The sequence below is a fragment of the Micromonospora sp. BQ32 genome (genome assembly GCF_059358895.1).
Genome location: NZ_JCADBI010000016.1, coordinates 41103 through 55847 on the forward strand (window position 1 = coordinate 41103; position 14745 = coordinate 55847).

The window sequence follows — 14745 nt, forward strand, 5'->3', positions numbered from 1 at the left end:
GAGCGATATGCGCAGACGCCTGCGACCCGTCCTCGGTGCGGCCATGGCCGCACTCGCCGTCATCGCCTGCACCACCCCGGCCACCCCGGCCAGCGCCGCCGACGCCCCGTACGACGTGCTGGTCTTCTCCAAGACCGCCGGTTTCCGGCACGACGCGATCCCGGTCGGCATCCAGACCATCCGCGACCTGGGGGCGGCGAACAACTTCACCGTCACCGCGACCGAGGACGCCGCCGCGTTCACCACGAGCAACCTCAACCAGTACGAGGCGGTCGTCTTCCTCAACACCACCGGCGACGTGCTCAACGCCAGCCAGCAGACCGCCTTCGAGTCGTACATCGGCTCCGGCCGCGGGTACGTGGGTGTGCACGCCGCAGCCGACACCGAGTACGACTGGCCGTTCTACGGCAACCTCGTGGGCGCGTGGTTCGCCTCGCACCCCGCGATCCAGCAGGCCAACATGAAGGTGGAGGACCGGGGCCACGCGGCCACCGCTCACCTGCCGCAGACCTGGACCCGCACCGACGAGTGGTACAACTACCGCACCAACGCCCGGTCGAGCGCGCACGTGCTGGCCACCCTGGACGAGTCGTCGTACTCCGGCGGCGGGATGGGTGCCGACCACCCGCTGAGCTGGTGCAAGAGCTACAGCGGTGGCCGGTCCTTCTACACCGGGGCGGGGCACACCCAGGCGTCGTACGCGGAGTCGGGGTTCCGGAACCACCTGCTCGGCGGCATCCGGTACGCCTCCGGTCGCAGCAAGGCCGACTGCCGGCCGGAGACCGGCTACACCCCGCTCTACAACGGTTCGACCGCCGGTTGGTCACAGGCCGGCCCGGGCAGCTTCACCAACTCCGACGCCACCCTGACCTCGGTCGGCGGCATGGGGCTGTACTGGTACAACGCCAAGCAGTTCACCAACTACTCGCTGAAGCTGGACTGGAAGCTGGCCGGTGACGACAACTCCGGCGTCTTCATCGGGTTCCCGCCGTCGAGTGACCCGTATTCGGCGATCAACAACGGTTACGAGGTCCAGATCGACGCCACCGACGCGGTCGACCGCACCACCGGCGCGATCTACACGTACAAGGCCGCCGACATCGCCGCCCGCGACGCGGCGCTGAACGCACCGGGGGAGTGGAACACCTACGAGCTGCTGGTCGAGGGGGAACGGCTACAGGTCTTCCTCAACGGAGTGAAGATCAACGACTTCACCAACACCGACCCGGTCCGCTCGCTCGCCGGCCACATCGGCATCCAGAACCACGGCACCGGTGACGACACCTTCTTCCGCAACATCCGGATCAAGGAGCTGGGCACCACCCCGCCGCCCACCGGCACGATCCAGGCCGAGACGTTCAGCTCGGCCAACGGCGTCTCCGCGTTCACCAAGGAGGGCGCCAACGGTGGGCAGACCGTCGGCTACGTCGACCCGGGTGACTGGGCCGCGTACAACGGGGTCAACCTGACCGGGGTCACCTCGTTCACGGCCCGGGTCGTCTCCGGCGGGGCGGGTGGCACCATCCAGGTGCGCACCGGCTCGGCCACCGGCCCGGTGCTCGGCTCGGTCGCCGTGCCCAACACCGGCAGTTGGACGACGTACGCCAACGTCACCACGGCGCTGTCCAACGTCCCGTCCGGCACCCAGAACCTCTACCTCACCTTCACCGGTAGCGGCACGGGGCTCTTCGACCTGGACGATTTCACCCTGGTCAAGGGTGGCGGCACTCCCGGGGTCGGCCCGATCAAGGGTCTCGCCGGCAAGTGCCTGGACGTACGCGGCGGCGGTACCGCCGACGGCACCCAGATCCAGATCTACACCTGCAACGGCGGCACGGCGCAGAGCTGGACCGTGTCCGGCTCGACGATCAAGGCGCTCGGTAAGTGCCTGGACGTCTCCGGCAGCGGCACCGCCAACGGCACCAAGATCCAGCTCTGGACCTGCAACGGCAGCGGCGCGCAGAACTGGGCAGCCCAGTCCGACGGCACCCTGCGCAACCCGTCGTCGGGCAAGTGCCTGGACGTCTCCGGCAACAACTCCGCCGACAGCACCATCGTGCACCTCTGGACCTGCCTCAACGCGGCCAACCAGAAGTGGACCCTGCCCTGACCGACTAGAGCTGGAGGGGTCGACGCTCACGGCGTCGGCCCCTCCCGCCCAGCGCCGACCATGCCGGGCCGGGTGTGCCCCGACCGGCCGGGCTGGTCGGCTCTGGCGGAGCAATGAGGCTCGGGAAGTGGTGTCACCCGCGATGGGTGCCCCGACTCGCAGATCTCGCCCGTCGCACGCGGCCCGTCGACGCGGTGCCTTCGAGAACGCCGACGGGTGGGCGCGTTCGGGCGACGCCGGGGGACGGCTCGCAGCGGGCTGCCGTACCTTGACCTGCATGGGGTTGTTCGCGCAGTGGCGTGGGACGGTGCTGGCGCGAGGCCATCAGCTGCTCGGTGCGCTGGGCCGGGCGGACGAGCCCGACGACCCGTCCGAGCCGACAGCCAGCCTGAACCGTCTCGACGCGCTGGTGGAGGGCTTCACCGCCGGTCAACCGGTGCGGTGGAGCATGGCCGGGCAACCCCGGCCGCTGCCCGGCCCGGTCGACGTGGTGGCGTACCGGATCATCGAGGAAGCGCTGACCAACGCGTGCCGGCACGCGCCGGGCGCTCCGGTCGGGGTCCGCCTGCGCTACGACGCCGCCGGCATCACCATCGAGGTCCGCGACGAGGGTGCCGGTCCCGCTCCGTCCGGCGGCGGCAGCCAGGCCGCCGGGCGAGGTCTGCTCGGGGTACGCAGGCGCGCCGAGCGCCTCGGCGGCACGTTCTCGGCCGGCCCGCGCGCCGGTGGCGGCTTCACCGTACGGGCTGTCCTGCCCGCGCCCGAGGAAATGGTCGGATGATCGGCCGACCGCAGGGCTTCCCCGATGGGGGCGTGCGGAAATAGGGTGGGGGTCGGCGACCGTGCTGGTGGCCGGTGACCCGGTGGGAGGCGCAACCCGCCGGGCTCAGGTGTGTTCCGCACCCACCGGTGACCGCCCGACCGCCACGTACGTCCGGTCACCCTCGCCCCGGTCCGCACAAGGAATCCCCCATCACAACAGGGGAGAAGGACAATGGCGCGACCCATCACGCTCTTCACCGGCCAGTGGGCCGACCTTCCGTTCGAGGAGGTCTGCCGGCTCGCCTCCGAGTGGGGCTACGACGGTCTGGAGATCGCCTGCTGGGGCGACCACTTCGAGGTCGACAAGGCGCTCGCCGACGACTCGTACGTCGAGCGCAAGCGGGAGACCCTCGCGAAGCACAACCTTGAGGTCTTCACGATCTCCAACCACCTCGTTGGTCAGGCGGTCTGCGATCACCCGATCGACGAGCGGCACCAGGACATCCTGCCCGGCCGCATCTGGGGCGACGGGGAGCCCGAGGGGGTTCGTCAGCGGGCCGCCGAGGAGATCAAGGACACCGCGCGGGCGGCGGCGAAGCTCGGGGTGAAGACCGTCGTCGGCTTCACCGGTTCGTCGATCTGGCACACCCTCGCGATGTTCCCGCCGGTGCCGCCGTCGATGATCGAGCGCGGCTACCAGGACTTCGCCGACCGGTGGAACCCCATCCTCGACGTGTTCGACGAGGTGGGGGTGCGGTTCGCGCACGAGGTGCACCCGAGTGAGATCGCGTACGACTACTGGACAACGAAGCGGACGCTGGAGGCGATTGGCAACCGGCCCGCGTTCGGGCTGAACTGGGACCCGTCGCACTTCGTCTGGCAGGAGCTGGACCCGGTGAACTTCATCTTCGACTTCGCCGACCGGATCTACCACGTGGACTGCAAGGACGCGAAGGTGCGTACCGGCGACGGCCGGCGTGGCCGGCTCGCCTCGCACCTGCCCTGGGCCGACCTGCGCCGCGGGTGGGACTTCGTCTCCACCGGCCACGGCGACGTGCCCTGGGAGGACTGCTTCCGCGCGTTGAACGCGATCGGCTACACCGGCCCGATCTCGGTCGAGTGGGAAGACGCCGGAATGGACCGGCTGGTCGGCGCCCCGGAGGCGTTGCAGTTCGTCCGCCGGCTCGCCTTCGACGCACCGAGCGCCGCCTTCGACGCGGCGTTCAGCAGCAAGGACTGACCGCACGTCGGACAGACCACGGGCCGGTCGCCCTGCGGCGACCGGCCCGTCGACGTGCGGTTGGTCAGAGCGTGCTGGCGTTCGTGCCCGAGCCGGACGGCTTGGTGCGGGGGTTCGTGGACGACGGCGACCCGGAGGTCGTGCCGACCGTGCTGGTGCCCGCCTTGGCGCCCACGGTGGCGGGCGTGCCGGCGAACGCGTCGTCGGCGGCGGTCAACTCCTGCTTGCCGGAGCTGCCGTTACCGGTGCCCAGCTTCTCGCCCAGTTTGGTCTGGCCGAGCTTGTCCTTGCCCTCGCTGTAGAGCTTGTTGGCCTGGGCCTGCGCGACCCCGGCCGCCTCCTGGACGGTCGGGTGGTCGAGCACCTTGCGGCCCCGGACCACGAGCTCTTCGTACTTTTCCCGGCCGGCACGGGCGCCCAGGACGAATCCCGCAGCCAGCCCGCCAAGAAACATGATCTTTCCGCGCATGGCGGCTCCTTCCGTACCTGACGCGCCGTCGCCCCGGCGAGTTGCCCCGTCGGAAGGCGACCTGTTCGCGCCTGCGTCCTCTGTCCGCAGCTAACTACCCATCCTGCTCTCCGCTCAAGCATGCTTGTGCCGGGATGGCGATTTACCCCGATTGTCAATGTGACGGAGGGGAGGGAACCCACTGGACCACCACCCGGGGATGTCCTGTACTCTTGTCCCGTCGCACGGCGTCGGGGAGATCCGAAGTCGCGCGGAGCACGATCCCCTGTAGCTCAATTGGCAGAGCAGCCGGCTGTTAACCGGCAGGTTATTGGTTCGAGTCCAATCGGGGGAGCTTCACACACGCCCGTCAGCCGCTCGCCGGCCGGCGGGCGTTTCGTGTGTGTGACCCAGTTTCACCCACCCTCGACCTGCTTGCCCGGCAGGATGGTCGATGTCGACTGAGGCTCCCGCTGCGTCGATTGATGCATCGATCCCTGGGGTGAGTGCGGATGTCCGGACGAGGCGGCAGGGCCACGCTGATCGCGGTGGCGGTCGTCCTGGCCTGGTTGGTGATCGGCAGCGTGGCCGGCCCGTACGCGGGGCGCCTCAGCGAGGTCGCCACCAACGACAACGCCGCCTTCCTGCCCACCGACGCCGAGGCGACCCGCGCCCAGGGCCTCGCCGGTGACTTCGTCGACCGGCAGACCATCCCGGCGCTGGTCGTCTACGAGCGGCCCGCCGGGATCACCGACGCGGACCGGCAACGGGTCAGCGCCGACGCCGCCCGGTTCGCCCAGGTCCCCGGCGTGGTCACCCCACTGCCCCCGCCCATCCCGAGCGACGACGGCCAGGCACTCCAGGTCGTCGTACCGGTGGACGACGCCGAGGGCGAGGAGATCGGCGCTGTCGTCGAGCAACTGCGCGACATCACCGGCGGTGACCGGGACGGCCTCACCGTGGACGTCTCCGGCCCGGCCGGCCTGCTCGCCGACCTGATCGAGGTCTTCGCCGCCATCGACGGACCGCTGCTGCTGGTCACCCTGGTCGTGGTGCTGGTCATCCTGCTGGTTGTCTACCGCAGCCCGGTCCTCTGGATCTTCCCGCTGCTCGCCGCCGGGATGTCGTACGCCCTCGCCTCGGTCTTCGTCTACCTGCTCGCCGACGCGGACGTGGTCAAGCTCAACGGGCAGGCCCAGGGCATCCTCACCGTGCTGGTCTTCGGCGCCGGCACCGACTACGCGCTGCTGCTGATCGCCCGCTACCGGGAGGAGCTGCACCGGCACGACCGCCCCTGGGGCGCCATGAAGACCGCCTGGAAGGGCGCCGCCCCGGCCATCATCGCGTCCGGCGGCACGGTCATCGTCAGCCTGCTCTGCCTGCTGCTGTCCAGCCTCAACTCCAACCGGGCGCTCGGCCCGGTCGCCGCCATCGGCATCGCCGCCACCCTGCTGGTGATGCTCACCTTCCTACCCGCGCTGCTGGTGCTCGGCGGGCGGTGGGCGTTCTGGCCCCGACGGCCCCGCGCCGACCAGGCCGACCCGCGGGCCGAACACGGCATCTGGAGCCGCGTCGCCGGCTTCGTCGCCCGGCACGCCCGGCCGATCTGGCTGACCACCGCCGCCGTGCTGGCCCTCCTGACGCTCGGCCTCACCCAGCTCGGCGCCACCACCCTCGGCCAGTCCGACCTGTTCACCCAGCGCACCGACTCGGTCGACGGCCAGGAAGTGATCTCCCGGCACTACCCGGCCGGCACCGGCAGCCCGGCCACCATCTTCACCACCGAGCAGACCGCCCGGCAGGTCGCCCAGGTCGCGAAGGACGTGCCCGGCGTCGCCGACATTCGCCCCCTCACCGCCGGCCCGCAGACCGGCCCACCCGAGGAGAACGCCGCCCCCAAGGTCGTCGACGGGCGGGTGCAGCTGGAGGCGACCCTGGCCGACCCACCCGACAGCGACGGCGCCGAGCGGACCATCCGCGAGCTGCGGGCGGCCGTACACCAGGTGCCCGGCGCGGACGCGGTGGTCGGCGGCTTCACCGCGATCAACGTGGACACCTCGGACGCCGCGAAGCGCGACCAGAACGTCATCATCCCGGTGGTGCTGGTGGTCATCGCGGTCATCCTGGCCCTGCTGCTGCGCGCGCTGCTCGCCCCGGTGCTGCTGATCGCCACCGTGCTGCTCAGCTTCGCGGCGACCCTCGGCCTCTGCGCGCTGCTGTTCCGCCACGTCTTCGGCTTCCCCGGCGTGGACTCGTCGTTCCCGCTGTTCGCGTTCGTCTTCCTGGTCGCGCTCGGCATCGACTACAACATCTTCCTGATGAGCCGGGTCCGCGAGGAATCGGTCAAGCGCGGCACCCGCGCCGGGGTGCTCGCCGGCCTCGCCGTCACCGGCGGGGTGATCACCTCCGCCGGCATCGTGCTCGCCGCGACGTTCTCCGCCCTCGCCGTCCTGCCACTGGTGGTGCTCGTCGAGTTGGGTACGGCGGTCGCGATCGGGGTACTGATCGACACCATCATCGTCCGGTCGCTGCTGGTGCCCGCACTCGCGTACGACATCGGGCCGAAGATCTGGTGGCCGGGCCGGTTGTCCCGGGCGAACGGTGAGCGGGAGGCGCGCGGTGCTGGCTGAAACCGATGTGGTCATCGTCGGCGGCGGCCTGGCCGGCCTCGCCGCCGCCCGCCGGCTGCACCGCGCCGGCGTGCCCTGGCGGCTGGTCGAGGCCGACGGCCGGCTCGGCGGCCGGGTCGCCACCGACGTGGTCGACGGTCACCTCATCGACCGGGGCTTCCAGGTGCTCAACACCGCCTACCCCCGGCTCGGCACGCTGCTCGACACCGACCAGCTCAACCTCGGGTACTTCACCTCCGGCGTGCTGGTCCGCAAGGGCGACAAGCTGCTACGGCTGGTCAACCCGCTGCGCGAGCCGACCGGCGGGCCTGGCACCGCGCTCGCCGGGGTCGGCTCCCTGCTCGACCGGCTGCGCTTCGCCGCGCTCGCCACCGGCTGCGCCACCCTCCCCGCGTCCCGGCTGCTCGCCGCGCCGGAAACCAGCACCGAGACGGCGCTGCGCCGCGCCGGCCTCTCCGACGCGATCATCGAGGAGCTGCTGCGACCGTTCCTCTCCGGTGTGTTCATCGACCGGGAACTCTCCACCTCCAGCCACGTACTGGCGATGGTGCTGCGCTCCTTCGCCCGCGGCCGGATCGGCCTGCCCGCCGAAGGGATGGCCGCGCTGCCCCGGGCCATCGCCGCACCGCTGCCGGCCGACCTGCTCGACCTGGACACCCCGGTCGCCGAGGTCGCCCCGGGTCGGGTCCGCACCCAGGCCGGCGACATCCGTTGCCGAGCCGTCGTGGTCGCCGTCGACCCGCCCGCCGCGGCCGCGCTGCTGCCGGCCCTGGCGACGGTACGCATGCACAGCTACACCACCTACTACCACAGCGCGCCCGAGCCGCCGCTCAGCGAGCCGATCCTGCTCGTCGACGGCGACCGACGCGAACTCGTCGCCAACACGGTGGTGCTCAGCAACGCCGCCACCACGTACGCGCCCACCGGACGGCACCTGATCGCCACCTCGGTGGTCGGCCCGACGGCCCCACCCGAGCCGACCATCCGAGCCGAGTTGACCCGGCTGTACGGCCGCTCCACCGCCGACTGGACCCACCTCACCACCGTGGCCATCCCCGAGGCGCTACCCGCCGCACCGCCACCGCAGGGGCGGCTGCGCAAGCCGGTGGCGTTGGGGGAGGGCCTGTTCGTGGCCGGCGACCACCGGGACAGCCCATCGATCCAGGGCGCTCTCACCAGCGGCTGGCGCGCCGCCGGCGCCGTGCTGGACGAGCTGCGCGCCGGCTGACAGGCGTACCCGAGCACGCTGTTATATTCCTGTTGCCCATCGTGCTGGTGCGGGCGTTCCCGCCCGGCCGGCTCGGTGCTGGCTGCGGATCGCCGAGCGGGATAAGATCCGGCGCGGTGTTCGGGGCGGTAGCTCAGCCGGTTAGAGCAGGGGACTCATAATCCCTCGGTCGCGGGTTCGAGTCCCGCCCGCCCCACCACGCAATTCCCCTTGTCGGCCATGCTGCCGACGACCCAGGCAAACCGCATCGAGGTCCAGACCGACACCCTCGGTCCGCACTGAGTCCGCAGCAGCACGACCCGCCGCCCGGTCAATGATCGAATGCCTGGCCGCTACAACGCACACTGCCTGCTTGGAACCGTGGCCGGACTACCCTCATTGGCGTGCCCGTTGATGATCTTCCGTTGCCTCCCGCCTTCGAGGCGGTCACGGGCTGGGCCGGTACTGGGCGGGTGGTGCGTGCTACCGAGCTGGACGTGGCGACGTGGCGGCTTCCCGAGCCGCAGAAGGCCGCGCTGGTCTCCTCTGGCGTACCGCTGATCGATGGCCTCGTGAGTGCGGTGTCATTCCACGCGGAGCCGACGATGTACCGGTTGGCGAACGCCGATGACCTGGACTGGGTGTACGGTGCCGCGCCGGGGAGCGGTGAGGTGAAGATCTGGTCGTCGGACGGCAGCACCGGGTTCGTCAACTCAACGATCACCCACTGGCTGTGTTCGCTGCACATGGTTGGTAGCTGGCTGACCAGCTCGACCGTCATCGACCGCTGGGAGGAAGACGGACAGGCCGAAGACGAAGCACTTGCGGAGCTCGCCGACCTGTTGGAGCGGATCAAGGCCCTTGACCCGCCCGCGTTCGGGGACGGCGACCATACAACCCACTTCTGGCCCGGAGTGCTCGACCGGTGGCTCTACTGATCGACGCAGGTCTCCTCTCTCGGCCCGGCGGGGGAGTGGTGAGAGATGCCGAGAGGCGTCTCCGCTGGTAGGGCACCCCTTGCGCAGGTCACCGGATCGCCCGTCCTGATCTCATAGTCCCTCGGTCGCACCTGTGCGCTGAGTGTCAGCGTGTCCGGCTGACGGACGAGACCCTCGGGTCCACGGAGTAGCGGCGGACGACGTCGGCGGCGTCGCCAGCGGTGGCACCGGGATCGAACAGCACCTCCAGGCACGGCGCTTGCGGCCCTTCCGACCCGAAGCCCGAAATCACCTGATCCGGGTCGAAGTGGTGGCTCTCGCGCACCAGCTCCTCAGCGGACTGCCCCTGCCGCACGCAAACCAGCGCCTCGGGCTGACCACCACCCCAGGCCAGTGCTGGAGCCGACACGCCGATGGTGAGCACCACTGCCGCCCCCACGCCGATCATGGTCGTCCGGCCAAGCCCTGGCCGGCTGGTCGGCGAGATCACCGCCACCAGGGCGGACAGTGCGTACACCCAGAGAGCCCGCTTGTCGGCCGAGTCATGGAGAGCCAACGCGACGACGCAGGCTCCGACGGTCTGTGCGATCAGGCTGATCAGCCGGAACCCTGGCCAGTCGACCAACGCCGCTGGTATCGCGGCAAGCGCACCGAGCAACAGGAGGAGCATGACAAGCCCGTACGCACTCCATTCACGGCGCGCGTCCAGGACGAGCAACACCAGGGCAACCAGGTGTCCGCAGACGACAAGCGGCGGGCGGAGGTGCGCCAGGATCCGTGCGACCATCCGAAGACCCTACGTGATGTGTGACCGGCTTCGATGGGGGTGCAAATCCGGCCCGACCGGCGAGCGGTGAAGTGACAGAGGGGCAGGGCATGGTTCAAGGCACGCGCGACGAGCTGCTCGGGCGCCTGGCTGAGGCGGTTGGCTCCGTCACGGTCGCCCACCCGACGCGGGTTGCCATCGACGGACCGCCCGCCGCAGGCAAGACCACCCTCGCCGACGAGTTGGCCGTCGTCCTGCGCGACCAGGGCCGTGACGTCATCCGCGCCACGATCGACGATTTCCTGTTCCCCCGGGCACAGCGCTATCCGCGCGGCGAGTACTCGGCCGAAAGCTGCTACTACGATGCCCACGACTACGAGGCGTTGAACCGGGTTCTGCTCGATCCGCTCGGCCCGGGGGGAGACCGACGCTTCCAACCCGCGGTCTACGACCGCGCCACGGATGCCGCGCTGTCCCCGCCGGTCACGACCGCCCCCGCCGACGCCGTGCTCGTCTTCGATGGCGTCTTCCTCCTGCGCCCGGAACTGATTGATCGGTGGGATCTGCGCATCTTCGTGTCGACGGCACTGGTGAAGACCGTGGATCGTGCCGTGATCCGGGAGGATCGGGTGTCAACCCGGGCCGACATCGAACGACGCTGGCGCGAGCGTTACATCCCCTCGCAGCAGCTCTACCTCGCCACGGCCCGCCCGACCCAGCACGCCGACATCGTCGTGCACAACGACGAGCCCCAGCGGCCGGTCTGGGAGATTGTCCGGCGAGGAGATCCGCTCTCCAAAGTCCTGGCGGCCGGTGAGTGACCACGCTTACGGGTGGTCCACATACTCGCCAAACGGCTCGATGGATCCATCCCAACCGTTCCAACCCTGTTGGGTGATCTGACCGTCGGCGTAGGTGTAGGACCAGCGGGAATCGTCCTCGCCCACGATATCGAGGGTTCCCGAGCGAACGAACGGCGCGATCGCGACGTAGAAAACCGTTACCTCGTTCGACCACTTGGGGTCGCCCTCGTCGTCGTACCCGAACTCGATCCAGTCTCCGTCGCGGACGATCTTGGCTCTGGCTGACTCCGCCAGGTCGACCAGCGTGGCATTCGACGGAAAGCCATCCGGCTCGTGCCAAAGACCTCGTTCAGCCATGGCCGCTTGGACAGCGGCGACCGCAGCTGCGTCGTCCGACTCCGGGAGGTGCAGACGGCCTGTAGGCATTACCCAATATCCCACGGCACGCACCCTACAACGGTCGATGCCCACCTGGTGTCGTCGCGAGGTCGTGGAACAGGTCGCGTGCCGCTCGGCCACTGTCTTTGATCAACTGCGGTAGGTGTTCGGCGATCTCTTCGGGCTGCCGGCCTGTGATGTGTCGATTCCAGCGGTCTATGAGCTGCTGTAGCTGTTCCGGGGCTTCGCGGTCCTTGAGCAGGGTGACCCACAGGCGCGACATCTGGTCCGAGAGCTGGTCGAAGGCTGACCGCAACCAGCGGTTCGCGCTCGCGATGGCCAGGACCTGGAAGACACGCATGGACAGCTCGGAGAAGCGTAGGACCGCTTCCAACTGATACTCACCGTCGGTGTCGGGCGGGGACCACTCGCTCAGCAGCCCGGCAAGCTCCTGCGCCTGGACGTCGGAAAGGCGTTCCAAGCCCAGGCGGACAAGCTCGGGGCCGATGAGGTCCCACGCCTCGACCAGCTCCGACACGTCCTGAGCGTCGAGAGGGCTGACGACGTAACCGGCCCGGGGCAGCGTGATGATCAACCCGTCGCGGTCCAGGCGAGCGAGCGCCCGACGAATCGGAGTCAGCCCGTACGGCGTCGAGCGGGCCAGTCCCCGCTCGGTGAGCGTCGACCCCGGCGGCAGCTCACAGGTCACGATGCGGGTACGCAGAGCCGTGTAGGCCTGCTGCGTCAGCGAAGCCTCCCCCGTCGCGCCCTGGTCGGTCATAGGAGAAAACCCTAGCCCGCTCGCCACCCCGATCCCAGGCGACATCGCCCGCTCTCCGCGAACCGGACTTGACCATCCCGGCCACGTCAGACATGCTCGGTACTGAAATTTCAGCCAGGTCAGAGGGGATCTCAGCAGGATGAAGGCATTCGTGCTCGCGTTCGGGACGCGCGGCGACGTACAGCCGTTCGTCGCCCTGGGGCGCGCGCTGTCCGACGCCGGCCACGAGGTACTGGTGGCCGGGCCGGCGTGTTACGAGTCACTCGCTGCTGCCCACGGCGTTCCGTTCGCGCCCGTCGACGACCAGTGGAACCGCCTCACCGACGAGCCCCACATCCAGGAGGCACTCGCGACGAACTACCGCGGGCTGAAGGCGAAACGGACCGCCATCGAGGTGGTGCGCCGCACCCGGCAGTACATGGCCGCCGTGCTCGACGACATCACCGCGGCCGTTCCCGCCCACACCGACGTCGTTGTGCACCACACCATGCTCCCCGGCCAGCACCTCGCCGAGGCCCTCGGTGTGCCCTCAGTCCCGGTGGCACTTCAACCGAACTGGGTTCCGACCGCCGCCTTTCCGTGCCCGATGTGGGCCCCGCCGTGGTTGCCCGGACCCTTCAACCGTCTGAGCTACCGACCGGCCGCGCTCGCACCTCAGATGCTCCTCGGACCGGTAGGGAAGCAGTGGCGTGCACGACTCGGGCTGGGGTCTCGGCGTGGGTCCGGTGACCCGTTCCGCCGCCCCGACGGAGGCCCCGCCTTCGTACTGCAGGCGTTCAGTCGCCATGTCCTGCCGCAGCCGGCCGACTGGCCCGGATACGCGCCTGTCACGGGATACTGGACCCTCGCCGGCGAAGGCAGGGGCCCGTCGCCCGCCCTGGCCAGGTTCCTCGACAACGGAGCACCGCCGATCTACGTCGGCTTCGGCAGTATGCGAGGCCAGAGCCCCGAGGCGATCGGCGAGATGGTCCAACAGGTGGTTCAGGCAGCCGGGCTGCGAGCCGTTGTCGCTACCGGCGCCGGCGGGATCGCGATGGGAGGCTCGAACACCGACTCCGTCCACGTCGTCGACGAAGCTCCGCACGACTGGCTCTTCCCCCGCGCCGCAGCGATCATCCACCATGGCGGAGCAGGAACGACAGCTGCCGCGCTGCGCGCCGGACGCCCACAGGTGATCTGCCCCTTCACCGGTGACCAGCCGTTCTGGTCCGGACGAATGCATTCCATCGGCGTCGCCCCGGACCCCATCCCACAGCGGCAGATCACCGCCGAACGCCTCATCGAGGCAGTCGAAGCGACGAGATCCGACACCACGATGCCCCGTAGGGCCGCCGACATTGGAGAGCTGGTGCGCTCCGAAGGCGGAACACATCGTGCGGTCGAACTTCTACTCCAGCTCACGGCCCACCAGACCACACGCTCGGCCTGAGCGTTCATCGTCTCGGCCGGGCCCTGCCAACCCATCGCGCGGTGGTGACGTCGCCCGGATGAGTCGGCCTCAGCCGATGTTGAGCAGCAAGACCTGGTCGTCGCGGAGGTCGGAGATGCAGTCGCGCAACAGCGTCAGCGTGTCCAGGCCGGCCAGACCGGCCGTGTCGCTGTCCTCGAAGTCCACCCCCATCTCCTCGAAGTGGGCGGCCAACTTCTCCGCGCGGTGCTCAGCGGGGTCGAGCTGATCCAGTAACCGCCGGGCTGGAGTGATGAGCGTGGTCAGGCCGTACGCGCTGTTGATGGCCTCCGACTCCGCATTGAACTCCGACGGCTCCAGGTCGATGCCGCGCTCTTCCAGATAGGTCAGGACGTAGAGCATGCAGTATCCGGACCAGTCGTACTCCTGCCGTGCCGTGCTTGCGTGTTCCGCCAGGTACGCGCGGAACGACGACGGCGATGTGCGGGCCAGGCGGGCCAGCTCGGTGATGCTGTCCCTGGGGACCAGGGTCAGTGACGCGATAGCGGACACCACACTCTCCCTCGTACGACTCTGCCGCTGCGGCTCTCCGCCGGCCCGTCGGGCAGGCTACTGAGAGGGAGTGACGAGCACCCGGTAGGTCACGTGCAGGACCGAGCTTGCCGCACGCGACGTCAGCTGTTCGAGTTTCAGTGGCGGGACGCCGTCGAACAGCCGCACGCCGGAGCCGAGGGTGAACGGCACGATGTGCAGCCGCAGCTCGTCGACCAGACCGGCGGCGAGATACTGGTTGATGGTGGTCGCGCCGCCGTGGATCGAGATGTCGCCGCCACCGGCCGCCGCGCGCGCCTGCGCGAGTGCCGACTCGATTCCGTCGGTGACGAAGTGGAAGGTGGTGTCGCCCTTCATCGGCTGCGGCTCGCGCGCGTGGTGGGTGAGCACGAAAACCGGGACGTGGAACGGCGGGTCGTCACCCCACCAGCCGTTCCACTCCCGATCCCACTCGCCCCGCACCGGGCCGAACATATTGCGCCCCATGATGACCGCTGAGGCGGCGTCGATCTGGTCGACCTCGGCCCGGTTTTCCTCAGCGCCGTCGAACATCCAGGCATGCAGCCCGCGACCCCAGCCGTCACCGCCGTCGTCGCCGAACGGGCGGTCCTCGGTCTGGTTGTGCCCGGCCGAGTATCCATCGACCGAGATGGTCTGGTTGGCGATCACCTTGCCGTTACGTGTGGTCATTGCGGATTCTCCATTGACAATGGTGTGTGTCG

At 69.6% G+C, this 14745-nt stretch carries 14 protein-coding genes and 2 tRNA genes; 10 read left to right on the plus strand and 6 right to left on the minus strand.

Annotated elements, in window-relative coordinates; all coding sequences use genetic code 11:
- Positions 1-7: 7 nt before the first annotated feature.
- The 3 genes from AC5L30_RS25890 to AC5L30_RS25900 all read left to right on the plus strand — a co-directional run bounded on the left by AC5L30_RS25890 (position 8) and on the right by AC5L30_RS25900 (position 4112).
- The gene (locus AC5L30_RS25890) at positions 8-2110 is read left to right on the plus strand and encodes a ThuA domain-containing protein (protein WP_494870214.1); all 2103 of its coding nucleotides are present in this window, start codon (positions 8-10) and stop codon (positions 2108-2110) included.
- Positions 2111-2387: 277 nt separating this feature from the next.
- The gene (locus AC5L30_RS25895; RefSeq protein WP_494870216.1) at positions 2388-2891 is read left to right on the plus strand and encodes a sensor histidine kinase; all 504 of its coding nucleotides are present in this window, start codon (positions 2388-2390) and stop codon (positions 2889-2891) included.
- A 213-nt stretch (positions 2892-3104) separates the two neighbouring features.
- On the plus strand, positions 3105-4112 hold the full coding sequence (locus AC5L30_RS25900; RefSeq protein WP_030488695.1) for a sugar phosphate isomerase/epimerase family protein: 1008 nt from the start codon (positions 3105-3107) through the stop codon (positions 4110-4112).
- Between the two features lie 64 nt (positions 4113-4176).
- Here the strand turns inward: AC5L30_RS25900 and AC5L30_RS25905 are convergent, their stop codons facing one another.
- Positions 4177-4581, minus strand: a complete 405-nt coding sequence (locus AC5L30_RS25905; RefSeq protein ID WP_494870217.1) for a hypothetical protein — start codon at positions 4579-4581, stop codon at positions 4177-4179.
- A gap of 261 nt (positions 4582-4842) precedes the next feature.
- On the opposite strand from AC5L30_RS25905, the gene AC5L30_RS25910 reads away from it, so the two are divergent.
- The 5 genes from AC5L30_RS25910 (at position 4843) to AC5L30_RS25930 (ending at position 9335) form a co-directional block, all read left to right on the plus strand.
- A tRNA-Asn gene (locus AC5L30_RS25910) sits at positions 4843-4915 on the plus strand.
- 157 nt (positions 4916-5072) lie between these two features.
- Entirely contained in the window at positions 5073-7190 is a 2118-nt protein-coding gene (locus AC5L30_RS25915) for an MMPL family transporter (RefSeq protein WP_494870218.1), read from the plus strand.
- Positions 7180-8418, plus strand: coding sequence for an FAD-dependent oxidoreductase (locus AC5L30_RS25920; protein WP_494870219.1), 1239 nt, complete (start codon positions 7180-7182; stop codon positions 8416-8418). Before AC5L30_RS25915 ends, AC5L30_RS25920 begins: the two co-directional genes overlap by 11 nt.
- 122 nt (positions 8419-8540) lie before the next feature.
- Positions 8541-8617: transfer RNA gene (locus tag AC5L30_RS25925), tRNA-Ile, on the plus strand.
- A 184-nt stretch (positions 8618-8801) separates the two neighbouring features.
- Positions 8802-9335: an SUKH-4 family immunity protein gene (locus AC5L30_RS25930; protein ID WP_494870220.1), complete on the plus strand. Its 534-nt coding sequence runs from the start codon at positions 8802-8804 to the stop codon at positions 9333-9335.
- A gap of 145 nt (positions 9336-9480) precedes the next feature.
- Here the strand turns inward: AC5L30_RS25930 and AC5L30_RS25935 are convergent, their stop codons facing one another.
- Positions 9481-10056, minus strand: coding sequence for a hypothetical protein (locus tag AC5L30_RS25935; protein WP_494870222.1), 576 nt, complete (start codon positions 10054-10056; stop codon positions 9481-9483).
- A gap of 155 nt (positions 10057-10211) precedes the next feature.
- Here AC5L30_RS25935 and AC5L30_RS25940 point away from each other — a divergent pair, with 155 nt between their 5' ends.
- A complete protein-coding gene (locus AC5L30_RS25940) occupies positions 10212-10922 on the plus strand; it encodes a cytidylate kinase family protein (protein WP_494870357.1) in 711 nt (236 codons plus the stop codon).
- Between the two features lie 6 nt (positions 10923-10928).
- On the opposite strand, the gene AC5L30_RS25945 is transcribed toward AC5L30_RS25940, so the two are convergent.
- Positions 10929-11345: a hypothetical protein gene (locus AC5L30_RS25945; protein WP_494870223.1), complete on the minus strand. Its 417-nt coding sequence runs from the start codon at positions 11343-11345 to the stop codon at positions 10929-10931.
- 10 nt (positions 11346-11355) lie between these two features.
- The gene (locus AC5L30_RS25950; protein ID WP_494870224.1) at positions 11356-12063 is read right to left on the minus strand and encodes a GntR family transcriptional regulator; all 708 of its coding nucleotides are present in this window, start codon (positions 12061-12063) and stop codon (positions 11356-11358) included.
- A 139-nt stretch (positions 12064-12202) separates the two neighbouring features.
- Here AC5L30_RS25950 and AC5L30_RS25955 point away from each other — a divergent pair, with 139 nt between their 5' ends.
- Positions 12203-13492, plus strand: a complete 1290-nt coding sequence (locus AC5L30_RS25955; protein WP_494870225.1) for a glycosyltransferase — start codon at positions 12203-12205, stop codon at positions 13490-13492.
- Between the two features lie 69 nt (positions 13493-13561).
- Here AC5L30_RS25955 and AC5L30_RS25960 read toward each other — a convergent pair whose 3' ends face one another.
- On the minus strand, positions 13562-14023 hold the full coding sequence (locus AC5L30_RS25960; RefSeq protein WP_494870226.1) for a hypothetical protein: 462 nt from the start codon (positions 14021-14023) through the stop codon (positions 13562-13564).
- Positions 14024-14080: 57 nt separating this feature from the next.
- Complete coding sequence (locus tag AC5L30_RS25965) at positions 14081-14713, minus strand: dihydrofolate reductase family protein (RefSeq protein WP_494870227.1); 633 nt, start codon at positions 14711-14713, stop codon at positions 14081-14083.
- Between the last annotated feature and the right edge of the window lie 32 nt (positions 14714-14745).

Coding starts and splice junctions, on each gene's coding strand:
- AC5L30_RS25915 (WP_494870218.1), top strand. CDS start 5,073: ATGTCCGGACGAGGCGGCAGGGCCACGCTGATCGCGGTGGCGGTCGTC.
- AC5L30_RS25895 (WP_494870216.1), top strand. CDS start 2,388: ATGGGGTTGTTCGCGCAGTGGCGTGGGACGGTGCTGGCGCGAGGCCAT.
- AC5L30_RS25965 (WP_494870227.1), bottom strand. CDS start 14,713: ATGACCACACGTAACGGCAAGGTGATCGCCAACCAGACCATCTCGGTC.
- AC5L30_RS25905 (WP_494870217.1), bottom strand. CDS start 4,581: ATGCGCGGAAAGATCATGTTTCTTGGCGGGCTGGCTGCGGGATTCGTC.
- AC5L30_RS25900 (WP_030488695.1), top strand. CDS start 3,105: ATGGCGCGACCCATCACGCTCTTCACCGGCCAGTGGGCCGACCTTCCG.
- AC5L30_RS25955 (WP_494870225.1), top strand. CDS start 12,203: ATGAAGGCATTCGTGCTCGCGTTCGGGACGCGCGGCGACGTACAGCCG.
- AC5L30_RS25890 (WP_494870214.1), top strand. CDS start 8: ATGCGCAGACGCCTGCGACCCGTCCTCGGTGCGGCCATGGCCGCACTC.
- AC5L30_RS25950 (WP_494870224.1), bottom strand. CDS start 12,063: ATGACCGACCAGGGCGCGACGGGGGAGGCTTCGCTGACGCAGCAGGCC.
- AC5L30_RS25940 (WP_494870357.1), top strand. CDS start 10,212: ATGGTTCAAGGCACGCGCGACGAGCTGCTCGGGCGCCTGGCTGAGGCG.